This is a genomic window from Parerythrobacter lacustris (genome assembly GCF_024626475.1).
GTDB lineage: Bacteria > Pseudomonadota > Alphaproteobacteria > Sphingomonadales > Sphingomonadaceae > Parerythrobacter_A > Parerythrobacter_A lacustris.
The window spans coordinates 86892-110235 of sequence record NZ_JANKHH010000008.1 but is presented as its reverse complement, the minus strand read 5'-3'; the positions used below and the strand labels follow the sequence as shown (position 1 = coordinate 110235).

Annotated in this window: 20 protein-coding genes, 1 tRNA gene and 1 pseudogene; 11 read left to right on the top strand and 11 right to left on the bottom strand. The window is 63.4% G+C overall.

From position 1 onward, the window contains the following. The first annotated feature begins 4 nt into the window (after positions 1–4). From NSO95_RS15075 to NSO95_RS15050, 6 genes are all read left to right on the top strand, one after another. Positions 5–3706, top strand: coding sequence for a DUF6519 domain-containing protein (locus tag NSO95_RS15075; RefSeq protein ID WP_257597156.1), 3702 nt, complete (start codon positions 5–7; stop codon positions 3704–3706). A 266-nt stretch (positions 3707–3972) separates the two neighbouring features. Continuing rightward, positions 3973–6162, top strand: coding sequence for a thiamine pyrophosphate-dependent enzyme (locus NSO95_RS15070; protein ID WP_257597155.1), 2190 nt, complete (start codon positions 3973–3975; stop codon positions 6160–6162). Beyond that, positions 6159–7193, top strand: a complete 1035-nt coding sequence (locus tag NSO95_RS15065; RefSeq protein ID WP_257597154.1) for an ACP S-malonyltransferase — start codon at positions 6159–6161, stop codon at positions 7191–7193. The genes NSO95_RS15070 and NSO95_RS15065 overlap by 4 nt, the downstream gene beginning before the upstream one ends. A 71-nt stretch (positions 7194–7264) precedes the next feature. Beyond that, a complete protein-coding gene (locus tag NSO95_RS15060) occupies positions 7265–8767 on the top strand; it encodes a flavin-containing monooxygenase (protein WP_257597153.1) in 1503 nt (500 codons plus the stop codon). Between the two features lie 45 nt (positions 8768–8812). Beyond that, positions 8813–9568, top strand: a complete 756-nt coding sequence (locus tag NSO95_RS15055) for a competence/damage-inducible protein A (protein WP_257597152.1) — start codon at positions 8813–8815, stop codon at positions 9566–9568. Between the two features lie 90 nt (positions 9569–9658). After that, on the top strand, positions 9659–10624 hold the full coding sequence (locus NSO95_RS15050; protein WP_257597151.1) for a GNAT family N-acetyltransferase: 966 nt from the start codon (positions 9659–9661) through the stop codon (positions 10622–10624). A 63-nt stretch (positions 10625–10687) separates the two neighbouring features. Here the strand turns inward: NSO95_RS15050 and rplA are convergent, their stop codons facing one another. The 5 genes from rplA to NSO95_RS15025 all read right to left on the bottom strand — a co-directional run bounded on the left by rplA (position 10688) and on the right by NSO95_RS15025 (position 13115). Next, positions 10688–11380 carry a 50S ribosomal protein L1 gene (gene rplA, locus NSO95_RS15045; RefSeq protein WP_257597150.1) on the bottom strand — a complete coding sequence of 231 codons (693 nt, stop codon included), beginning with the start codon at positions 11378–11380 and terminating at the stop codon, positions 10688–10690. A 4-nt stretch (positions 11381–11384) separates the two neighbouring features. Beyond that, positions 11385–11816: a 50S ribosomal protein L11 gene (gene rplK, locus NSO95_RS15040; RefSeq protein ID WP_257597149.1), complete on the bottom strand. Its 432-nt coding sequence runs from the start codon at positions 11814–11816 to the stop codon at positions 11385–11387. A gap of 157 nt (positions 11817–11973) precedes the next feature. Further along, a complete protein-coding gene (gene nusG, locus NSO95_RS15035; RefSeq protein WP_257597148.1) occupies positions 11974–12510 on the bottom strand; it encodes a transcription termination/antitermination protein NusG in 537 nt (178 codons plus the stop codon). Between the two features lie 40 nt (positions 12511–12550). Beyond that, on the bottom strand, positions 12551–12760 hold the full coding sequence (gene secE, locus NSO95_RS15030; RefSeq protein ID WP_257597147.1) for a preprotein translocase subunit SecE: 210 nt from the start codon (positions 12758–12760) through the stop codon (positions 12551–12553). Positions 12761–12965: 205 nt separating this feature from the next. Continuing rightward, positions 12966–13115, bottom strand: a complete 150-nt coding sequence (locus NSO95_RS15025) for a hypothetical protein (RefSeq protein ID WP_257597146.1) — start codon at positions 13113–13115, stop codon at positions 12966–12968. A 627-nt stretch (positions 13116–13742) separates the two neighbouring features. Between NSO95_RS15025 and NSO95_RS15020 the strand changes: the two genes are divergently transcribed. Both NSO95_RS15020 and NSO95_RS15015 read left to right on the top strand, forming a co-directional pair. Then, a complete protein-coding gene (locus NSO95_RS15020) occupies positions 13743–14813 on the top strand; it encodes a DNA cytosine methyltransferase (protein ID WP_257597145.1) in 1071 nt (356 codons plus the stop codon). Continuing rightward, positions 14814–15797 carry an HNH endonuclease gene (locus NSO95_RS15015; RefSeq protein WP_494546240.1) on the top strand — a complete coding sequence of 328 codons (984 nt, stop codon included), beginning with the start codon at positions 14814–14816 and terminating at the stop codon, positions 15795–15797. 262 nt (positions 15798–16059) lie between these two features. On the opposite strand, the gene NSO95_RS15010 is transcribed toward NSO95_RS15015, so the two are convergent. Next, positions 16060–16135: transfer RNA gene (locus NSO95_RS15010), tRNA-Trp, on the bottom strand. Positions 16136–16250: 115 nt separating this feature from the next. Between NSO95_RS15010 and aat the strand changes: the two genes are divergently transcribed. Next, positions 16251–17018 (top strand): leucyl/phenylalanyl-tRNA--protein transferase, encoded by a 768-nt coding sequence (gene aat / locus NSO95_RS15005; RefSeq protein WP_257597143.1) that lies wholly within the window; start codon positions 16251–16253, stop codon positions 17016–17018. A 35-nt stretch (positions 17019–17053) separates the two neighbouring features. On the opposite strand, the pseudogene NSO95_RS15000 reads toward aat, so the two are convergent. From NSO95_RS15000 to NSO95_RS14985, 4 genes and pseudogenes are all read right to left on the bottom strand, one after another. Further along, positions 17054–17224: pseudogene (locus tag NSO95_RS15000) on the bottom strand (DUF2155 domain-containing protein); the annotation flags it as partial. 233 nt (positions 17225–17457) lie between these two features. Next, positions 17458–17856, bottom strand: a complete 399-nt coding sequence (locus tag NSO95_RS14995) for an NADH:ubiquinone oxidoreductase subunit NDUFA12 (protein WP_257597142.1) — start codon at positions 17854–17856, stop codon at positions 17458–17460. Between the two features lie 62 nt (positions 17857–17918). Beyond that, positions 17919–18407 carry a DUF192 domain-containing protein gene (locus NSO95_RS14990; protein ID WP_257597141.1) on the bottom strand — a complete coding sequence of 163 codons (489 nt, stop codon included), beginning with the start codon at positions 18405–18407 and terminating at the stop codon, positions 17919–17921. A gap of 4 nt (positions 18408–18411) precedes the next feature. Further along, positions 18412–18981 carry a regulatory protein RecX gene (locus NSO95_RS14985; RefSeq protein ID WP_257597140.1) on the bottom strand — a complete coding sequence of 190 codons (570 nt, stop codon included), beginning with the start codon at positions 18979–18981 and terminating at the stop codon, positions 18412–18414. A gap of 147 nt (positions 18982–19128) precedes the next feature. Between NSO95_RS14985 and NSO95_RS14980 the strand changes: the two genes are divergently transcribed. Together NSO95_RS14980 and NSO95_RS14975 are read left to right on the top strand one after the other, a co-directional pair. Then, entirely contained in the window at positions 19129–20868 is a 1740-nt protein-coding gene (locus tag NSO95_RS14980) for a fatty acyl-AMP ligase (RefSeq protein WP_257597195.1), read from the top strand. A gap of 122 nt (positions 20869–20990) precedes the next feature. Further along, positions 20991–21737: a hypothetical protein gene (locus NSO95_RS14975; protein WP_257597139.1), complete on the top strand. Its 747-nt coding sequence runs from the start codon at positions 20991–20993 to the stop codon at positions 21735–21737. Between the two features lie 50 nt (positions 21738–21787). Here NSO95_RS14975 and NSO95_RS14970 read toward each other — a convergent pair whose 3' ends face one another. Next, positions 21788–23326: a TIGR00341 family protein gene (locus NSO95_RS14970; RefSeq protein WP_257597138.1), complete on the bottom strand. Its 1539-nt coding sequence runs from the start codon at positions 23324–23326 to the stop codon at positions 21788–21790. Between the last annotated feature and the right edge of the window lie 18 nt (positions 23327–23344).

Here is a 23344-nt window from a genome sequence, read left to right as displayed (position 1 = left end):
GGCCATGAGTGGTGACTATTCGCGCAATTCGTTCGATCCGGCGAAGCAGTTCAGCCTGGTGCGGCTGCAGCAGGGGCGACTGCTGTCCGATGCCGATTTTAACGAACAGGGCGACCTGCTGCGGCTCGACCATCGGCGGGCGGCGACCGACATCATCGGACCGGCCGGCTTCCCGCAAGGTGATGCCGGATTTGCGCTCGCCTTCAACGCCGCGCTCGGCGGTTTCGTCATCGGTGGCGGCAGCGGCTATGTCGCGGGGCGGCATGTCGTCAGCGCCGGGATCCGGGAACTGGCGATCAGGCGCAAGTCGGGCACCGGCACCGATACGCGCTGGATCGTCGAGCAGGGGCCTGCCCTTGCGGTGGGTGACATTCTCGCGGTTGCGGCGGACGGCAGCGGTGCGGTGCATCGCGTCACCCACAGCGAAGCGAACCCCGATGGCGAAGCCGAATTCCGCCTCGATCCTGCGCTGACCCCGCAATCGACCACGGAGGCATGGCTGGTCGAAGCGGTCGACCCGGCGGACGCGGCGCTGCCGACAGCCGCGGGGCGCTATCTCGCCTATCTTGAAACATGGGATGCAGCACTGACCGCGATCGACGATCCCGCGCTGCTCGAAGTCGCGTTCGACGGACCCGATACCTCGACCCGCGACGTGGCCCGATGGAAAGTCGGGTTCGTGTCGCAGGCAGAGCTGGTCGCGCGCGGCCTCGCCTCGGCCCCGCTGACCTGCGCCGATGTCGAGGGGGGGATCGATCTGCAGGGCACCCGGGCGAAGCTCGCCGCCCGCGCGACGATTTCCGCGACCGAGACCGGGCCCTGCACCCTGCCGCCCGATTCGGGCTATCGCTCGGTCGAAAACCATCTTTACCGGGTAGAGATTCACACCACATCCGCGCTGGCAAAGCCGCATTACAAATGGTCGCGCGACAACGCGATGCATCGCACCCGCTACGCGCTGATCGAAGACGGCGGGCTCGTGGCCGACAGCCTTGGCCGGGACGACGTCACCAAACTTAAGGTCGGCGACTGGATCGAAATCCGCGACGACGCCGCGCTGGCGGCCAATGGCGCCGGCTTCTTCGGGCTGATCGGCGACGTCAGCGGCCAGCGGCTGATCCTGTCGGAGCTGCGCAGCGCTGCCGATCTGTCGGTCATAACCGCAGGGAGCGCGCCCAACATCGCCGCATTGCCGCCATCCGCCACGATCCAGCGGTGGGAGGGCGGCCTGCCGGTCGAGGCCGATCCCGCTGCGGGCTGGGTCGAGCTCGAACTGGGGGTCGAGGTCCGCTTCCAGCCCGGGGCCATGCTGCATGGCGACTTCTGGACCGTCCCGGCGCGCTCGCTGACCGGAGATGTCGAATGGCCGCAACACGCGGTCACCGGTGCACCGCTCGACCTGCCCCCCGACGGACTCGACCGGGGATACGCCCCGCTCGCGATCGTCGAACGCAACGCATCCGGCGCCTGGGCTGTGCTCAGCGATTGCCGGCCGATTTTCGCTCCGCTGACCGACCAGCTGCAGTTCGACTATGTCAGCGGAGACGGTCAAGAAGCCATGCCGGACGAGACCGCTCCGGCATCGCTGGTCCCGCTTGGCCAGCCGTTGATGGTTTCCGTCACGCGCGGCAAGCTGCCGGTGTCCGGCGTGCGTGTCCGTTTCGCTGTGACGGCCGGCAATGGACGGCTGACCGGGAATGTTACTACGCTGGTCGCGACCACCCAGGCCGACGGGATCGCAAGCGTAGCTTGGAGCCTCGACGGCGCGACCGAGCTGCAAAAGGTCACCGCGATCAGGGTTGACGCAGACGGCAACACTTTTGGTGCCAAGGTCGAATTCGCCGCCAACCTATCCCGCGCGCGAGATGTCAGCTTCGATCCTTCGGCAACGCCCGAACTGGCCGGTGCGCTTACGGTGCAGGATGCGATCGAGCAGCTTGCGCGCATCCAGCATGGCGGATGCGAGACGCATGTCATCACCCCGGCGAATGATTGGGCCAAGGTGCTCGCCGCCATTCCTGCCGGAACCGATGTCAGCATCTGCTTCGCGCCCGGCACTTATACCACCGAAACGACCGTGCAGCTCTCCGGCCTCGGCCACGTCAAGATCAACGGTAGTGGCGACGGCGTGCGGATCGTCGCGACCAAGAGCGAGTGCGCGCTCGAAGTCGCAAAGTGCAACAGCCTCGTCGTGCGCGGCCTGTCGGTCCGCTCGCTCGCCTTGCGCGGCGACATGGCGGACGAAGCGCAATCCGACCACCGGTTGGGCGCGCTGACCGTGAGCGGCGTCGATCTGGTCGACATTGCCGAGTGCGACTTCGCTTGCGCGCCCGACAACGAGACGCGACGCACCGCGCTGACCGTCCGGCCCTTGCCCGACGACGAGAAGGACACGCCGATGGCACGCGTGCGGATCGTGAATTGCCGCTGCGAAGTGGGCTTCATGCAGGAAGGGATTCTGGTCAGCGACGCGATCGATTGTCTGGTTGCCGACAACACCCTGACGGTCCAGCCGCTGCGATCCGATTTCGAACTCGCCAGCGACAAGCTGCCCCCCAAGCGGCGTGATCTGTTGCTTGGGACGCTGGTCGCCCGGATCACCTCGGGCCGCGCGGTGCTGGGCAACGATGTGCGCGAGATTCGCGCGGGTGATCTCGCCTTCACCTTCATGAGTGCGGTGCCACAATCCGAATGGGACCGGATGACCCGAAAGGAACCGCCTCCTCCCGATGCGGCAACCAGCGAGGATAGCTTGCGCAAATATGTGAAGTCGTTGTTCGATACGGCGGTCGAAAAGCCCGAACTCCTGCCCAGTTTCGAGGAAGGGATGCGTGCGCTCGGCAACGGCAACCCGGTGGGGGTGGAGAAGGAAACCCGCCGCAAAATGCTCACGCTGCGCGAGATCGGCGTCGCTTCACGCCGCGCGAGCGTGCGCGGCGAGCGCAATGTGCTGATCGAGAAGGACGGGCAAAGCGTCGCCTTCAATTCGCCCGTCCGCGACACGGAATGGAGCCGGATCATCGCGCGCGCGGAGGAAACGAAGCCATTCGACAAGAGCCAGAACCTTGCCGAGTATGTCACGAACGCCGGCCGCATGCTGCTCGACGGAACGATGGCGCGGACCAATTTCCGCGATTTCAACGGTTGGTTCGCCGCCAACACCAAGCAACGCGATCCGATGGCGTTCCAGGCCATCGTCTGCGCGGGAAGGCGCCTCGATTCGGCGCGCGTGTCGGGCAACATCATCCGCGGGTTCAACACCGCGATCCGGGTTGCGATTAGTTTCGAGCGGAAGTCCTTTATTATCGGCGACGTGGTGATCGAAGACAATCTGTGCGAACTGACCACTCCGGGCAACGACGTGAAGTGGTTGCAGGGTATATATGTCGGCAATGTCGACCGGCTGCTGGTGCGCAACAACCGGCTGTTGCACATGCGCACCGCCGGACATCACAACACCCGGTTCGAATTCGGCGTGTGGGTCTACGGCTTTCTCGGTCACAGGTTGCTGTTCAAGGAGAACCACATCGAGCTGGCACGGATCGGCTTCCGCGTGAAGAAGCTGGTCCAGCCGGAACCGCCGATGCCCAAGGAGGAGAAACTGAATTACCTGTGGGTCTATGCCGACAATTTCGTCAAAAACGGCCAGCAGCTCGACCTGACCAGCCCGGACGATATCGCCAGGCGGCGCGACAATCTCTTCTGACCGTTGTGTACGGGCATCGTAATGCTTTGCCCGAGCACGCGATTGGTGCTATGTCCGAGTCTCCGTGCAACATAGTACGGAAACCAAAGAAGTAGCATCGCTGTGTCTGGTACGATGTGAAATGGTTCGAGTCCAAGGAGTGGGGATGGCCAAAAGCCCCACTCCACTCGATCTCCCCCAAAATATCCGCAAAATCGCGATTTTGAACTGGTCGCGCCGGTGTGCGATGGTTTCAATCGAAACCGAAGCCGCCTAAGGGCGCTGGGATGGATCGTGCGCAAATCGTACATGAGAATTTCCTTCGCCGGGTGGCCGAGGGTGACTTGCCGCAAGGCGCTGGGCCGTCTGGACCGCTACAGGCCGACCTCGCCGTCCAGCTCTACCGTTCGGGCTGCCTGACCCGCGCGCTGGATATCGTCAGCCGGAAGATGCAGGCGGCGGGCGAAGGGTTCTACACCATCGGTTCCTCCGGCCATGAGGGGATGGCAGCGGTCGCGGCCGCACTGCACCCGACCGACATGGCGTTCCTCCACTACCGCGATGCCGCGTTCCAGATCGAGCGCGCCAACCAGGTTCCGGGGCAGAGCATCGCGTGGGACATGCTGCTGAGCTTCACCTGCTCGAGCGACGACCCGATCTCGGGCGGGCGGCACAAGGTATTGGGCAGCAAGGCACTCAACATCCCGCCGCAGACCTCGACTATCGCCAGCCACCTGCCCAAGGCGGTCGGCGCGGCGTATTCTGTCGGCCTGGCGAAGCGCGTGATGCCGGAGCATCGGGCGCTGCCTGACGATGCGATCGTGATGTGCAGTTTCGGTGATGCCAGCGCCAACCACTCGACCGCGCAGGGCGCAATCAACACCAGCTGCTGGACCGCCTACCAGAAGGTGCCGATGCCGGTGCTGTGGGTGTGCGAGGACAACGGGATCGGCATCTCGACCAAGACGCCCAACGGATGGATCGCGGCCAATTTCGCGCACAAGCCGGACCTCGCCTATTTCGCTTGCGACGGGCTCGACATCTACGACAGCTTCCGAGTGGCGCGGGAAGCGGCGGAGTACGTGCGCAAGCGGCGCAAGCCCGCTTTCCTGCACATCCGCACCGTCCGGCTCTATGGCCATGCCGGGGCCGATGTGCAGACGACCTATATGCCCAAGGCGCAGGTCGAGGCGGACGAGGCGAACGATCCGCTGCTGCATACGGTCCGCCTGCTGGGCGAAGCAGGCGCGCTCGATCCTGCCGAGGCGCTGGCGATCTACCGGCAGACGCTGGAGCGGGTGGAGCGTATCCGCAACGAAGCGGTGACCCGCCCTCGCCTGAAGGCAGCGAGCGAGGTGATGGCGAGCCTGATACCGCCGAAACGCAGCAATGCACCGAGCAACGGGCCATCAACCGATGCACGCGCCGCAGCCTTCGGCAGCGATCTCAAGGCGATGGAAAGCCCGCAGATCATGAGCCGCTGCATCAACTGGGCGCTGACCGATCTCATGCTCGAACACCGCGAGATCGCGCTGATGGGCGAGGATATCTGCGCCAAGGGCGGGGTCTACGGCGTGACCCAGAAGCTCGGCCAGCGCTTCGGCCGCGCGCGGGTGATCGACACCCTGCTCGACGAGCAATCGATCCTCGGCCTCGCCATCGGCATGGCGCACAACGGCTTCGTGCCGGTGCCGGAAATCCAGTTCCTCGCCTATCTGCACAATGCCGAAGACCAGCTGCGCGGTGAAGCGGCGACGCTGCCGTTCTTTTCGGGTGGCCAGTTCACCAATCCGATGGTCGTGCGGATTGCCGGGCTGGGCTACCAGAAGGGGTTCGGGGGGCATTTTCACAACGACAACAGCTTTGCGGTGCTGCGCGATATCCCCGGGCTGATCCTGTGCTGCCCTTCGAACGGTGCCGATGCCGCGAAGCTGCTGCGCGAATGCGTGCGGCTGGCGCGCGAGGAGCAGCGGCTGGTGGTGTTCCTCGAGCCGATCGCGCTCTACCCGATGCGCGACCTACACGAGCCGGGCGACGGGCTGTGGTTGCGCGAATATCCCGACCCGTCCGAGCGGATCGGCTTCGGCGATGTCTCGCGCCATGGGGACGGCATCGACCTTGCCATCGTCAGCTACGCCAACGGAATGCATTTGTCGCTGCAAGCGCAAAAAAGGCTAGCGGAAGAGGGCATCGCCGCGCGGGTGATCGACCTGCACTGGCTCAACCCGCTGCCCGAAGCGGCGCTGCTCGACGCCGTCGGCGATGCGGCGCGGGTGCTGGTGGTTGACGAAACGCGCCGCACCGGCGGGCTGGCCGAAGCGCTGGTCACGCTGCTCACCGAACGCACGGACAAGCCAGTCGCGCGCCACACCGCCGAAGACAGCTTCATCCCCACCGGCCCGGCCTATGCCGCGACCATGCCGGGGATCGACAGCATCCTCGCCGCCGCGCGCGATCTTGCGGGGGAAGCAGCATGAAGACCGCCGTCGTCTTCTGCCCAGGTCGGGGGACCTACAACAAGGACGAGCTCGGCTATCTGGCGCGCCACTTCCCCGATCCGGCGCTCCTCGCCGGGTTCGACGCGCAGCGCATCGGCATGGGGCAGGAAAGCCTCTCGGCGCTCGACGGGGCCGATCGGTTCAGCCTCGCCAGGCACACCCGCGGCGACAATGCCTCGGGCCTGATCTACGCCGCAACGCTGGGCGATTTCCTGTCGATCGACCGCGAGCAGGTGGAGATCGTCGCGGTCACCGGCAATTCGATGGGCTGGTATTCGGCGCTCGCCTGCGGCGGCGCGCTGTCGCCCGCCGATGGTTTCGCGGTCGCCAACACCATGGGCACGCTGATGCAGGAAGCGCTGATCGGCGGGCAGCTGGTCTATCCGTTTCTCGGCGACGACTGGCGGCCCGATCCGGCGCGCAAGGCGGCGCTGCTCGCGCTGGTGGCGGAGATCGACGCGCGCGCCGATCACACGCTCGGCCTGTCGATCGACCTCGGCGGCATGCTGGTGCTGGCAGGCAACGAGGCCGGACTCAAGGCGTTCGAGAACGCGGCGGAACCCATCGACGGTCGCTTCCCGCTGCGGCTGGGTAACCACGCTGCGTTCCACACATCGCTTCAGGAGCCGGTCGCCGCGCGCGGGCGCGTGGCGCTCTCACCCGCACTCTTCGGCCAACCTTCGATTCCGCTGATCGACGGGCGCGGCGCGATCTGGTGGCCGCATGCGAGCGGGCCGCAGGCGCTATGGGATTACACGCTGGGCCACCAGGTGACCGAAAGCTACGACTTCACTCGCGCGATCACGGTTGCCGCGCGCGAGTTTGCGCCGGACCTGTTCATCGTCACCGGACCCGGCACAACCCTGGGCGGTGCGGTGGCGCAGTCGCTGGTACTGGCCGACTGGCGCGGGATGGGCAGCAAGGCCGATTTCAAGGCGCGGCAGGAGACCGATCCCCTGCTCGCCTCGATGGGGATGGCGGAGCAGCGCAGCCTCGTCACCGCGAGATAGGTTGCAATTCGCTATCGGGACTCGCCAACCCTCGCTTGATGGTTTACGCTAACGTCAAGAGGAGAGGCCCAATGCTTGCAACCGCACCCGATTTCGACGTCCTGATCGTCGGTGCCGGCATTTCCGGCATCGGCATGGCCGCGCATATGGAAATGCTCTGCCCCGGCCGCAATTACGCGATCGTCGAGCGGCGCGAGAAGTTGGGCGGGACGTGGGACCTGTTCCGCTATCCCGGCATCCGGTCGGACAGCGATATGCACACGCTGGGCTTCGTGTTCGAGCCGTGGAAGCACGAGAAGTCGATCGCCGATGCCCCTGCCATCCTCGACTACCTCGACCGCATCGTCGACGAGCGCGGCATCCGGCAGCACATCCATTTCCAGCACAAGGTCGTCTCCGCCGACTGGCGCAGCGACGAAGCGCGCTGGCACGTTATCATGGAAAAGGCGGACGGATCGCAGACGGCGATGACCGCCAATTTCCTCTATCTCGGATCAGGCTATTACGATTACGACGAGGCCTACGATCCGGCGTTCGAATTCGCCGATTTCGACGGGCAGGTTGTCCACCCGCAGTTCTGGCCTGAAGACCTCGATTACAGCGGCAAGCAGGTCGTGGTGATCGGATCGGGCGCGACGGCGGTCACCATCGTCCCCTCGATGGCGGACAAGGCGGCCAAGGTCACCATGCTCCAGCGGACCCCGACCTGGATGTTCTCGCGCCCGGCGAAGGACGGGCTGGCCAACTTCCTGCGCAAGATCCTGCCCGAGAAGCTGGCCTACCGGATCACCCGGTGGAAGAACATCAAGATGCAGGATTTCGGCTTCAAGATGGCCCGCAACAAGCCGCAGAAGGTGAAGGACGGACTGCACAAGCGCATCCGCAAATCGATGGGCGAGGATTTCGACCTTGCGCCCTTCACCCCGCCCTACAACCCGTGGGACCAGCGGCTGTGCCTCGTCCCCGACGATGATCTGTTCGCCGCCATCAAGCGCGGCAAGGCCGATGTCGTGACCGGCCGGATCAAGCGCTTCGTCAAGGGCGGGATCGAACTCGACACCGGGCAGGTGATCGCCGCCGACATCATCGTGACCGCGACCGGGCTCAAACTGGGGCTCGCCGGCAAGATCGCGGTAAGCAATGATGGTGCACCGGTCGATTTCAGCCAGCGGTTCTATTACAAGGGCTGCATGTTCTCGAACCTGCCCAATCTTGCGGCGGTGTTCGGCTATCTCAACGCCAGCTGGACGCTGCGGGCGGACATCAATTCCGAATTCGTCTGCCGCGTGCTCAACCGGATGGACGAACAGGGCATCGACACGGTCACGCCCGTGCTGCCTGCCGACCACGGTCTGGAAGAGGACGACCTGTTCGATTTCTCCAGCGGCTACATCCAGCGCGGGAAGCACATCATGCCCAAGAGCGCGACGACCTATCCGTGGCGGCTCAATCAGGAATATGTGTTCGACCGCAAGGTGCTGCATGACAGCCCGGTGGAAGACGGCTTGCTGGCGTTCAGCAAGTCATCCGACAACGTCCGGTTGCCGGAAGAACAGCTCGAAGCGGCGGAGTAGCTTTCGGCCCTTTCCCTTCTGTCCGACCTCGCCTAACCGGTCACCATGGGCGAACGCATCTACACCGCCGGGCTGGTCGTGATCGGCGACGAGATTCTCTCCGGCCGCACGCATGACAAGAACATCGCGCAGGTCGCGAGCTGGCTGCAAGTGCAGGGCATACGCTTGGCCGAAGTGCGCGTGGTGCCCGATGTGATCGAGCGGATCGTCGAGGCAGTGAATGCACTGCGCTCGGCCAACGACTATCTCTTCACCACCGGCGGAATCGGCCCGACGCATGACGATATCACGGTCGATGCGGTGGCCGCCGCGCTCGGCGTCGAGGTGGTGATCCATCCCGATGCGCGCGCCATTCTCGAGCGCTATTACGCCGACAAGGGCGGACTCAACGAAGGGCGGCTGCGCATGGCGCGTGTGCCGGAAGGGGCTGAGCTGATCCCCAACCGGATGTCGGGCGCGCCGGGGATCAAGATCGGCAATGTCCACCTGATGGCGGGCGTGCCGCATATCACCGCCGGCATGCTCGACGCGCTGACCGGTACGCTCGAAGGCGGCGCGCGGCTGCTCAGCGAGACGGTCGGCGGGTTCATTCCCGAGAGTGAAGTCGCGGTGCTGCTGCGCGAGGTCGAGAAGGCGCACGACAATTGCCAGATCGGCAGCTACCCGTTCTTCCGCGAAGGGCGGGTCGGGTCGAACTTCGTTATCCGTTCGACCGATGCGGACGCGCTGCAGAGCTGCATGCACACGCTGTGCGAGGGGCTGGGCGAACTCGGCTTCGATTTCACCCCCGGGGGGATCTGACGGCAAACGCCCCATTAACCCGTATGCGCTAAGAGTTGTCGCGTAATCGGCAATTGGCGGGAGTGTGTCGGCGCGGTGGCGCTGGCTGGCATGCAGTTCGATGATGGTGCGCTTTTCCGAAACGCTCGCATGGCCGGCTCGATGACCGAGGCGACCAGCTACGACATCCGTTTCATTGTCGGGGCCCGGAAGCTGTTCGCCGTGCCGCGCCAGCTCGTCCCGGTGGGATGGACGCTTGAAGAATTGCTCGACCGCCCGCGCGCCGCCTTGCCCGACTGCGGCAACGCCGATGGTTACCAGCTGAGCTCGGTCCCGGCCCAAGCGGTGGACTCGCTCCTTTCCCGATACCAAGACTGGCTGGTCGGCGGGCGGCGGGATTATGCGCGGCATTTCATCCGCATGGGCTGCAGCTTCGACGATTACCTCGCGTGTTTTTCGGGCAAGACCCGCTCGACCCTGCGGCGCAAGGCGCGCAAATTCGCGGAACTCGGGGGCGGTACACTCGATGTCGGCAGCTATCGCACGCCCGCCGAAATTGCCGAATTCCTGCGCCTGGTCCGCCCGCTTGACGCGCGCACCTATCAGGCGAGACTGCTCGATGCCGGGCTACCCCAAGGGTCGAATGCCGAGCGGGAGGCCATGCAGCTGGCGGCAGACGACCGGCTACGCGCTTTCCTCCTCTTTCTCGGCGGCGAGCCGGTGGCCTATCTCTATCTGCCGGTGGAGGGCCAGACATTGGTCTATTCCTATCTCGGCTATTCGCCAGAGCACGCCCAGCTCTCGCCCGGAACGGTGCTCCAGCTCGCCGCGCTCGAGCAGCTGTTTGCCGAGCGGCGGTTCCACTACTTCGATTTCACCGAGGGCGACGGCGACCACAAGGCCAAGTTCGGCACCGACAGCGTGAACTGCGCCTCCTTCGTCCTGCTGCGCCCCGCCCTGCCCAATCGGTTGCTGCTCGGCTCGCTCGCGCTGTTCGACGGCAGCGTCGCAGTTGCCCGGACGTTGGCGGAGAAGACCGGCGGCATCGCCGCAGCGCGGCGTCTGCTGCGGGGCTGAGAAACGAAAGGGCCGGAGGATCGCTCCCCCGGCCCTTGCCTGTGTCTGCGATATCGAAAGGCGTTAGGCGCCTTCGACTTCCGCGAGATCGACCTTGAGGCCGGGGCCCATCGACGAGGTCAGCGTGATCTTGCGGACATACTTGCCCTTGGCGCCCGAGGGCTTGGACTTCACCACCGCTTCGGTCAGCGCCTTGAAGTTCGCCATCAGGTCGGCGTCCTTGAACGACAGCTTGCCGATGCCGCTGTGGATGATGCCCTGCTTCTCGACCCGGTATTCGACCTGGCCGCCCTTGGCGTCCTTGACGGCCTGCTCCACGTTCGGCGTCACCGTGCCGAGCTTCGGGTTCGGCATCAGGCCCTTGGGGCCGAGCACCTTGCCGAGACGGCCGACCACGCCCATCATGTCCGGCGTCGCGATCACGCGGTCATAGTCGAGGTTGCCGGCCTGCATGTCTTCCATCAGGTCTTCCGCACCGACCTTGTCGGCCCCTGCGGCGAGCGCCTTGTCGGCATTGTCGCCGCGCGCGAAGACCGCGACCTTGACGTCCTTGCCGGTACCCGAAGGCAGCGACACCATGCCGCGGACCATCTGGTCGGCGTGGCGCGGATCGACGCCGAGGTTCATCGCGACTTCGACGGTTTCATCGAACTTGCTCTTGTGCTCGCGCAGCGTGGCGAGGGCTTCCTCGACGCTGTAGAGCTTCTCACAGTCCAGCTTGGCGAGGACCTGTTCCTTCTTCGTCTGCTTTGCCATGGTCTTAGCCCTCCACCACGTCGAGGCCCATCGAACGCGCGCTGCCTTCGATGATCTTGGTTGCCTGTTCGATATCGTTCGCGTTGAGATCGGCGAACTTGGTTTCGGCGATTTCGGCGAGCTGCGAGCGCTTGATGGTTCCGGCCGAAACCTTGCCCGGTTCCTTCGAGCCCGACTTGAGGTTGGCAGCCTTCTTGATCAGGAAGCTGGCCGGCGGGGTCTTGGTGACGAAGGTAAAGCTCTTGTCGGCAAACACGGTGATGATCGTCGGGATCGGCATGCCCTTTTCAAGGCTGTCGGTCGCGGCGTTGAACGCCTTGCAGAATTCCATGATGTTGACGCCGCGCTGACCCAGCGCAGGGCCGATCGGGGGCGACGGGTTGGCGGTGCCGGCGGGCACCTGCAGCTTGATATAGCCGTCGATCTTCTTGGCCATGAATGGCCTCCTTTCTCACTGTTGCCGCGCTCTTTCGAACGGCGGCTCATGGTAAGCGGTCGAACAGCCTGCTTGCGGCAGGCCTCCCGCGCGAATTTCCCGAGCCGGGCCCGGGAAGCGGCGCGTCTAGCGAGACGCGCCCGAAAACGCAACCGAATTACTTGACCAGTTCGACCTGTTCGAAATCGAGCTCGACCGGGGTCGCGCGGCCGAAGATCGAGACGCTGACCTTGACCTTCGCCTTGTCGAAATCCAATTCCTCGACCAGGCCGTTGAAGCTGGCGAAGGGGCCGTCGAGCACCTTGACGTTGTCGCCGATCTCGTAATCGACGCTGATGTCTTTCTTGGGCGCGGCCTTGGCTTCTGCCACCCCGCCGAAATAGCGCGCGGCCTCGCGTTCGGAAATCGGCTGCGGCTTGTTGTTGTTGCCGAGGAAACCGGTCACCTTGGGGGTGTTCTTGACCAGGTGATAGACGTCGTCGGTCAGCTTGAGCTTGGCGAGGACATAGCCGGGCATGAACTTGCGTTCGACCTGCACCTTCTTGCCGCGCTTCACTTCGGTCACGGTCTCGGTCGGGACCTGCACGTCCTCCACCGCTTCGGACAGGCCGAGGCGCTCGGCTTCCGAGATGATCGAATCGCGAACCTTGTTCTCGAAACCCGAATAGGCGTGGATGATGTACCAGCGAGCCATTGTGATCCTGTTGTCTGGGGATGGATGCGGATGCGCGCGATCAGAGAAGCTGAAGCAGGAAGGTGACGACCGCCTGGAACGCCGAATCGACGCCGAGGAAGAACAGCGAGAGGACCAGCATCATGATCCCGACGAAAATCGCCGTGGTGACGGTTTCCTGCCGCGTCGGCCACACGACCTTGCTGCCTTCGGCGCGAACCTGGTTCACGAACTCGGCGGGGGAGGTCTTGCGCTTCTTTTCTTCGGCCATCGCGGCTGCATCCGTCCTGCAAAAATTACCTGTCTTCCGGGATGAGGGTTTCGCCGCCCCGGTTCAAGTCCGGGAGGGCTTTTCCACCATCGATGTCGGAAGACAGCGGCTATCTAGGCGCGGAAAACGGCAAAAGCAAGCGCGATGGGCGCGTTGTGGAGGGGCTGGGCGGCGGGCACAACGGTCCCGCCGGATCGGGCCTGCGTCAGCGCCAGCCGAACAGCCGTGCGAGCAGGCCGGGCTCGTCCATCGGCAGCACCGGGCCATGCTTCATGTAGCGCAGGCTCGCATCGCTGTAGGGGCGCGGCGAGACCCAGTGATCGGGGCGGCTGCTGCGGAAATTCATGCTCGACATGATGTGCCTCCTGTTGCGCGGATTGCTCCACTGATCGACAGAAAAGCACGTTTCGTCTTGCGGCAAGCTGAACGGCATGGCGGGTGAGCTGACCGGAGAGGTCGCGGAGAAGGCTGAAAGGCGACACGAAGGCGACACCAAAAACCTACAGCGCGCATGAGTTGGGATTCGCGGGGAGTTCCGGAGTGAGGTGGCAATATGTTCAGACTTCGGCTGGCGAGGCTGAACAGAGCGGCTAACTTTGCACAGTGCGCGCATGACAAATAAAGTTGCACGCGGTGTCCGGGCGAGCGGGGGGGATTCGGTTTTCAAAGAACCGAAGGAGGCTAGCAGGCTCGCGGCGTGTAGGAAAATGGCTTGTTGTGCCGGGTGTGCGATGCTGGCGAAGTGGTGGTCGGCGGTACGGCGCAATTAGGTATTGTGTCCCCGGAACTCCAGGGCGCTGGAGCGAGCAGCATTGCAAAGCAACTCGTCATCGCTTGCAGCAGCGTTTACGTGGCTCTCAAAGCCTGAGCGGCTCCGCCCCTGAACCCCTGCTTCTTTCTCGGCTGGATAAGTCGAGTTCTACTATTGTTCTCTGGGATCAAGTGGCTATCATCGCTGCACCAAAACGGAGTTTAAGACCCAATGGGTTGGACGCTGATCGATCTTTTCTGCGGCGCTGGCGGCATGTCTTACGGATTTGTCGACAAAGCCTTCTGTGGGGCCTTCGAGTGCGTCGCAGCAGTCGACAGCGACGCTGCCTCTATCGAGACCCACAAGGCGAACGTGAATGGACCGGCCATCCACATGGGCATCGAGGAGTGGCTTGAAGCCGGAGACATCCCTCCGGCCGATGTCGTCATTGGCGGCCCACCGTGTCAAGGCTTTAGCCTGCTAAACCGCGATAGGGTCGGCGATGAAAGACGAGCACTTTGGGAGCCCTTTCTGGAAGTCGTTCGCCTCTCCGGCGCTTCGATCTTTGTGATGGAGAACGTCGCCGAACTTTACCGATCTCCGGAGTTGCTTGATATCAAAGCGAAGGCGAAGGAGATGGGCTTTGAGACCGTCGAGGAGGTGCTTAACACAGCCAACTATGGCGTGCCTCAAACACGGCGACGGACGATTGTATTAGGTTGGAAGGAAGGCGCCTTCGAGGGGAAGCCAGTCTTCCCGCCATTGGAGACCCATCGAGCACCGGACAAGTCGTCGAACCTCCCGGTTTGGCGAACTGTTAAGGACACTATCAGTCACCTTCCACCGCCGAAGGGTGCCGAGATTTTTGGTCAAGACGTCATGGGCCTTCACTTCGGGAGGCGGCCCACCGACAAAAGCCGTGCAAGGTATCGCGCCGTCCCTCCGGGCGGGAATCGCTTCGATCTCCAAAAGAACGCGCCAGAGATTACACCTAATTGCTGGATCAAGAAGACCTCGGGGGGAACAGACCTTTTCGGGCGCCTCTGGTGGGATCGACCCTCCGTGACAATCAGAACCGAGTTCTTCAAACCGGAAAAGGGCCGGTATCTTCATCCCGAAGAACACAGACCAATCACCCATTGTGAAGCTGCGCTGCTCATGGGTTTTCCAAAGACTTTCAAGTTCAAGGGCACAAAAATCGAGGTCGCGCGCCAAATTGGTAACGCTGTGCCTCCTCCATTTGCGAGGGAACTAGGCGAAATGGTGGCTTCGATGCTGCAGCCTCTGAAGGCCACCGCCTAGATGTCTCGGCAACCAAAGTTCGTTAGGAACATTCCCAATGGACTGGATCGGCTCAAAGAGCTTCTTGACGAATTTGAACGGAACCTGTCGCAGCCGGATCTACGGAAGAAGGTGCTGTCACTTATTCCGGCCGCTCACCTACTAAGGGACGTCGGCTCATCCTTGGTGACCCGTAAGGACGCGAGGGGTGCCAGGGCGAGAATCCTACTCTATTTTCAGAAGTACCCTGTGACCCTGATCGACGGGGACGAGCTCATGGTAATATCTGGGATAGGCGAGTGGGCACGTCGAGTTCGTGAGCTTCGCGTTCAAGATGGTTGGTGGATTTACAGCGGAAACACCTTCCAACAGATTTCTGAGGATGATCCTCGACAAGCCGCGGCTTTAAAAGAGCTGCTTGGCGTCGATCCCCGCACCATCAAGACGCACCAGTATGCCTTGGTGCGGACGCAACAGGACCGTGATGCCGCATTCAGATGGCTCCAACTCAACTCGATCCGTAAGAAGAAGATTTCTGTGAAGGACAAGCTTCTAGAATACTTCCGCGCCAACGTTGGCCAACCTGTGACGGGTGAAGAACTTCGATATCTTGCTAACAACAAGAGAGAGTGGACCCGACGGAGCCGCGAACTTCGCACTGAGAATGGTTGGCCCGTCATGACAATGCAGCAGGGACGTACTGATCTGCCGATTGGGAGTTACGTGCTCGAGGAGGATCGGCAGACCTACGAGCACGACCGGAAGATTCCTGATGCTGTGCGAGTAGAAGTCCTAGAACGTGACCAATTCGCTTGCCGTGTTTGCGGCTGGACCCGAGACAAAGCTCATAAAGACGATCCGCGCAGGCTGCTTGAGCTTCATCACATCGAGGAACATGTAAAGGGGGGAAGCAACAAGGCACCAAACCTCTTGACCCTTTGCAACGTGCACCATGATGATTTTCATGCTGGACGTTTGGACCTTACTCCAAACCTCCCACAGTAGACGCAAATTCAGGCTGGGCTCTCTCTGCCAACTTGCCCCGTGTAACGGGACAGACTCACCTCACTTGCGCTCCGCCACAATGCGGGAATTAGCGCCGTTGCTTCTGTCTGCATTGAGGAATTCGGCGAAGGTGTCTTCAGAGATGGAGGCGACACAGCGAGTCTCCTCTACATTTCCGTGCACAAAACTGGCCCACAGGCTCGCCCACAGACGCAGCTCTATTCCCCCTCAAAGGGGGCGAAATATAACAATTCAAAAGAAATGGCAGGGGTGACAGGATTCGAACCCGTGGCCCTCGGTTTTGGAGACCGATGCTCTACCAGCTGAGCTACACCCCTGCAGGCGGATGCCGCCCTTAGAGCGGCCCGCCGTGCTTGGCAAGGCGCGAAAGGCGCGCGCTATCGCCGCGGTGGCCTATCGCTTGGCAAGCTGCGCGCCTATGGTGGCGCGGCCATGCATGCCCCCGCCTTCCCGCTGATCCCGCCGGAGACGTTGCTGCTCGCCTATCGCAGCGGGATCTTCCCGATGGCCGACGCGCGCGACGATCCGGAGATCTTCTGGGTCGAGCCGAAGCAGCGCGCGATCCTGCCGCTCGGCGGTTTCCGCTGTTCGAAGACGCTGCGCAAGCTGCTCCGCCGCGACCGGTTCCGGGTGACCATCGACGCCGCCTTTACCGATGTGGTGAGCCTCTGCGCCGCGCCGCGCGCGGACCATCCCGACAGCTGGATCAGCCAGCGTATCGCGGCGAGCTATTTCCGCCTGCACGAGGCGGGCTACGCACATTCGATCGAATGCTGGGACGGGGGCGAGCTGGTCGGCGGTCTCTACGGGGTCGCTTTCGATCAGGTGTTCTGCGGCGAGAGCATGTTCAGCCGCGCGGACAATGCCTCCAAAGTGGCGCTGGCTTGGCTCGTCGCGTTGATGCGGCGCAGCGGTTACCGCCTGCTCGACTGCCAGTTCATGACCGATCACCTCGCCTCGCTCGGTGCGGTCGAACTGCCGCAGGCGAAATATCTCGAACGGCTGGCGGCGGCGCGCGGTGCGCCGGCGATGCGCCTGCTCGAGGCCTATGGCGCAGTGGTTGCCGAGGCAGAGGGGCTGGGGGTGGGAGACGGCGAAGGCGACGGGCGCGACGCAGGCGAACCCGACGCGGCGGGTTTGGGCGGAGCCTCTTCCTCGCCCGGGAAGCTCATCGCGCAGTCCTTCACCCAGACATCGTAGATCGGGTGCTCGACCACATTGAGGCTGGGCGAGTTCCTGAACAGCCAGCCGGAGTGGACGCGGCGCCATTCCTCGCTCGCCTTGTCGCGCACCAGCACCTGGACGAAGGCCCCGGTTTCGGCCGGCATTTCCCACGGCGCGGTGCGCTCGCAGGCCGACAGGCGGACGATCACGTCGCCGACCCGGCGCGATTCGCCCGGCTTCATCTCCAGCTCCTGCGTCAGATTGTTGCGCTTGTTGAGCAGGCCCAGCGTCGCCACCCGCTCGGCCATCGGGGTGCCGATCTCGCCCTCTATCGCGGCGCGCGTGGCAGCCTGGGTGCGCAGTTCGTCGGGGATTTCGGTCTCGGGCGCCTTGGGCTTGGGCGGCGCTTCGGTGCCGCAGCCTGCGAGCAGCGCGATGCCAGCCGCCGAAATCGAGAGCGCCCGAACCGCCATGGTCAGCCTTCGGGCGACCAGGCTTCGTAGTCGCCGTCGGCCCGCGCGCGCTTGCCGCCGCGTTCGAGCGCGCCCATCGGTCGATAGGCCTGCGCGGTGCCGGTCGCGTTGGGGGTGTAGTCGACCTCCCAGATGCGCGGCGGGGGCAGATGGCTTTCCGGCACATCGCCGAATGAACCGTGCAGCCAGCCATGCCATTCCGCCGGCACGCGGCTGGCGTCGTTGGCACCGTTGTAGATCACCCAGCGGCGTTCCTGCACGCCTTCGCCGCGCTTGCGGCTGCGGTGGTAGGTGTTGCCCTGCGCATCGGTTCCGACCTGCTCGCCCTTGCGCCAGCTCCACAGATGCGTGCCGATGGTGGCACCATCCCACCAGGTGAAGATCTTTCCGAGGATACCCATGGCGGCGCGATTAGCCGATTAGCGGGCACGGGCCAAGCGGCAATGCGGTGCTTTGCCAGCGATCAGTAGTCGACCGTGTCGCCCGGCTTGATCCCCAGCTCGGCCGCGCGCCCGCCGGGAATCTCCAGCACCAGATCGCCCATCCCGACCGAGGCGACCGAATCGAGCGAATAGGGTTCGGTCTGCGCCGCGATGTTGAGGATGCGGCCGTCGGCGATGAAGATGATGTCGAGCGGCAGCGGGGTGTTCTTCATCCAGAAGCTGAGCTGCTGCGGCGCGGCATAGGGGAAGATCATCCCTTCGTCGGGGCCGAGCTCGGTGCGGAACATCAGCCCCTGGCGCTGCTCCGCGCCGCTCGCCGCAACCTCGACCCTGAAGCGGTGGACTTTCGAACCGCTGGTTACGGTGAGCGGCACAACCTCGAGGCCGGACACGGGGTGCACCTTGGCGCTCGCTTCGGCCGGAGCAGCTTCGGCAGCCTGCTGCGGCGAGCAGGCGAAGAGGGCGAGCGAGGCTGCGAACAGCGCGGCGAATCGGATCGGATTGGTCATGCTTTCAATCTACTCCGTCGCGCGCTTCATCCAACCATTCTTCGAGCTCGGCTTCGCTCGATGCGTCGATCACCCGGCGCGCATGGTCGTAAACGTGGCCTGCACGCAGTATGGCTGCGACCTGCTTCTCGCGCCGGTCGCGCTCGATCGCCCCGTCGAAAAAGGGGCCGAAGCGCCGTTTGCGCGCCAATGCCAGCGCGGCCTCGCGCCGGGCGAATTCTGCAGGATCAACTTCAGCACGGATCGGCTCGGCGATGCCCGCCGCATGCAGCGCCTGCCCCACCCGCCGCGCGCCATAACCGCGCCGCAGCAGCGACCCGGCTTGCGCCCGGGCATAGGCGGCATCGTCGACATAGCCGAGCTCGACATAGCGCGCGACAAGGCCGTGGATGTCCGGCTGCCCTTCCCCTTCCCACCCGCGCTCGCGCAATTTGCGCGCCAGATAGGCTTCCAGTTTCGCCGCACTGGTGGAAAATCGCGCCAGATAGGACAGCGCAAGATCGCGTAAACGCTCGCTATTCAGGGGTTTGGGAGGCCCCTTCCGGCGCTTTCCTGTTATGGCACTGTCGGTCATCGGCCATATTCGTGCCACAGTCATTGGGAAATGGGAAAGTTTGAAATTGGCAGCAACGCGACTAGAAGCACACCAAACCGACAAACGGGCGCAGGGGGTGCCCCTTAAGGGACGGGTTTCGAACCAGAAAATATGACCGCAGACACCATGAACGACGCCACGCTTGTGCCGACGCCCAATGACTGCGACCTGCCGCGCCGTCGGTCGGACTTTGCCACCTTCAGCGAAGCGATCGACTACGCCGCCAGGTCGGAAAAAGGACTGAACTTCCACGACATGCGCGGGACGCTCGAGCGCGTCTACCCCTACCGCCAGATGCGCGAGGATGCGCTGGTCATGGCGCGCCGCATGGTCGCCTCGGGCATCGGCAAGAACGATCGCGTCGCGCTGATCGCGGAAACCTGCCCCGAATTCGCCGCGCTGTTCTGTGCCTGCATCTACACCGGCGCATGGCCGGTGCCGCTGCCCCTGCCGACCGGGTTCGGCGGGAAGGACGGCTATATCGACCAGCTGGCGGTCCAGCTCGAAAGCTCCGACCCCAAGATCCTCATCTATCCCCCCGAAATCGCCGAAATGGCGCAGGCCGCCGCTGACCGGCAGGGCTGCGAAGGGACCGACTGGGACAGCTTTGCCCGGCGCGAGGCAGCGGACGTGGTTCTGCCCGAGGCATCGCCGGACGATATCTGTTATCTGCAGTATTCCTCCGGCTCGACCCGCTTCCCGACCGGCGTCGCGGTGACCCACGAGGCGTTGCTGCACAATCTGCGCGGGCATTCGACCTCGATGAAATTCCGCGAGAACGACCGCGTGGTCAGCTGGCTGCCGTGGTACCATGACATGGGGCTGGTCGGCTGCTTCCTCTCGGTGATCGCGAACCAGGCGTCGATCGACTATATCAAGACCGAGCATTTCGCGCGCCGCCCGCTCGCCTGGCTCGACCTGATCAGCCGCAATCAAGGCACCACGCTGAGTTACTCGCCGACCTTCGGCTACGACATCTGCGCGCGCCGCATCTCCAGCCAGAGCCACGTGAGCGACCGGTTCGATCTGTCGCGTTGGCGCATCGCGGGCAACGGGGCGGACATGATCCGGCCCGACGTGATGCAGAACTTCGTCAACGCCTTCGCCGATGCCGGTTTCAAGGCAAGCGCCTTTACCCCGTCGTATGGCCTCGCCGAGGCGACACTCGCGGTCACCGTGATGCCGCCGGGTGAGGGGATCCGGGTCGAGCTGGTCGAGGAAGAGCGATTGTCGGGCACCCGCGGCGACCTGTCGCGCCCCGCACGCTACCGCGCGATTGTCAATTGCGGCAAGCCGATCGACGGGATGGAAGTCGTAATCCGCGGCGAGAACGATGCCGCCAAGCGCGATCACCAGATCGGCAAGGTGTGGTGCCGCGGCAAGAGCGTGATGCACAGCTACTTCCGCAACGAGGAAGCGACCAACGACTGCCTGGTAGATGGCTGGCTCGACACCGGCGACATGGGCTACATGGCGGACGGGTACCTGTTCATCGTCGGCCGGGCGAAGGACATGATCATCATCAACGGCAAGAACCACTGGCCGCAGGATATCGAATGGGCGGTGGAGCAGCTGCCCGGCTTCAACCACGGCGACATCGCCGCCTTCAGCATCGAGACCGAAAGCGGCGAGGAAGCCCCCGCCGTGCTGGTCCATTGCCGCGTGTCGGATCCGGAAGAGCGCACCCGCCTTCACGAACAGATCCGCGACAAGGTCCGCTCGATCACCGGCATGAACTGCGTGGTCGAACTGGTCCCCCCGCGCACCCTGCCGCGCACCAGCTCGGGCAAGCTCAGCCGGGCGAAGGCGAAACGGCTGTATCTCGCGGGCGAAATCCAGCCCCTGCCGGTGCTCGAGGCGGCATAGGATTGAGTCGAGTTGCTGATGGCCCGATTAGACCGAACACTCGATTGGTTGCGGACACCAACGCTTTAAGTTCCGGCGTTGCCAGAGATTTTCTATCTGCGTGCGAAAGCCACTATTTGCTAATGCCAGATTTCGTATGGATGGAAATATACAAGCCGCAATCAATTGATGGTTTAAGAGCGTCACTATCGGTCGCGGCAGACTTCCCCAGTCAAGTCTTACACTTACGAGGTGCAAGAGAAATCGCCGGAATCGACCCTCGTCCAGCTGGATTCGGTAATCGAATGATTTGGCCGGGGGCGCAGCGTGATCTCAACGGGACTATCAGGGTCTTGGAAACTTTTGACGACTCGTCGATCGCGAGATTTAGGTCATTTCAAAGCCACACAGAAGCAGCAAATCAGCATCTTGGTAGCATGATAGCTGCCGCTGGCGACCTCCCAGAATTATTTACATCTATCTCAAGAAACCTCACTCAACACGAACTTAAGATAATTCGCAAGCGCGGCAGGCTACCCCTTACCGTAATCGAGAAAATAATGGAGATGACAAGAGTTTTGAGCGAGGGATTCGCGAAATCTCCGCACATAAAGATCAAAAGGCCATCACCGAAATCCTATTTCGACTCTTACATTGTCCGTGTTTCACTTTCTCTAAGCCTATATTTCTTGGATTGGGTCCGGCGCGGGAGTCCAAAAAATCAAAGTCCAAAGAGAATCCGCAACGACGTAATCGATCGTGTCATCGCAACATACGGTACCTATTTTAATGGAGTCCTGACAAAGGATCGAAAAGCATACGATGCGCATATCGAGCTACGAATTGTTTTGGAAAATTTAAATGCAAGAGTTCCACAGCAATATGTCTGAGAGGAGTTGGATATTCGTTCGATTTATGCCGTTTAACAATAGTTGCCAACCTATTCGCCCGCCGGATCGACCCATTCGATGCGGACGGGGCCGGCGGCTTCGCGGCGTTGCACTTCGCTCGCGCGGTTTTCGGACAGCGCCTTGGCCACCAGGTCGGCCGCATCGCCCCGCCCGATGACGCGCAGCGCCATGCCGTTGCGCGCGGAGGCCCAGGCGGCCAGCTGCAGCGTCGCGGTCTGCGCAGTGTCGAGTTCTTCTCCACTGAAGGCAAATTCGGGCAGGCGCGCTACCGGCGGGACCAGCTCGATCGTCCAGTCGGGCTCGGTCTGCGCGACGCGCCGTTCGAGCGCGGCGTAGGTTTCGAGCGTCGCGCCGGGCAGCGGTTTCGCCCGCACCAGCGCCCTGCGCCGCTGGCGGTCGACCAGCACGTCGCTCTCTTCCACCCCCGCAACCACCCCCAGCCGCGCACCCAGCTCGGCCACCCGCTCGTTGGCCGCTGCTTCCTCCTGCGCCTTGGCCGAGGACAGTTGCGCCTGCTCGGCGCTCTTCTCGTCGCGCACCAGAAACTGCTTGAGATCGACCACGACCGGTGCACCGAGCCGCTCGCTGAGGTGACGCGCGGCCGTGGCCTGCGCGTCCGGCTGGATGCTGGTCGTCCATACGAAGGCCGACACGCGAATCGGATCGCCGTCGAAATCGATCTCGGGCTGCGACAGGCGCGCGGCCGGTCCGAAATTGTCGACCAGTTCGGCGCGCACCTGGCGTGTGGCATTGGTTTCCCACGCGATCTGCCGGAGCGAGAAGCCGAGCGGCACCGCAAGCGCCACGAACACCGCGACGACGACGAAGTTCTGGTACTGCGTCTGCTTCTCGCTGAGGTTGGATTTGAAGCCGTAGAGCTTGGCCATGGCCCAGGCGGTCAGCGCGATGGTGATGAGGTTGGTGACGAAAAGCAGCAGCGCGCCGGAAAACACCGTCCAGTTGAAGGTCGCAAGGCCGAAGCCGACCACCGCGAGCGGCGGCATCAGTGCGGTGGCGATCGCCACGCCGACGATCGTGCCTTCCTTGCCGCGGATCACGGCATAGCCCCCCGCAAGCGCGGAGAACAGGGCGATGAACAGGTCGAACAGGTTGGGCCGGGTGCGCGATGCGACCTCGGGCGTGATCTCCTGCAAGGGCGAGAGGAAAACGATCACAGTGCACAATGCGATCGCCATTGCCGAGCCCCAGGCGAGCGACTTCGCCGACTGGCGCAGCCAGTGATAGTCGCCGATCGCCAGCGCGAAGCCGAGGCCCATGATCGGTCCCATCAGCGGCGAGAGCAGCATCGCGCCGATCACCACCGCCGGCGAGCTCTGCAACAGCCCGAGGATCGCGATCCCGCCCGACATAGCGGTCATGAACAGATAGCGGGCGGACAGCGCGCCATCCTCGCGGCGGCGCGCAATCACCTCGGCCTGATCGACCGACGCCATTACCTCGTCCTGCCACCACCAGCGCAATCCGACCAGTGCGCGCAGGTAAGTCCACCGCGCCTGTGCCTTGACTTCCGCAGCCTTGCTCTTGGGTTGCTCGTTTGCGTCTTCCATCGCAGACGGCCTTAGCTC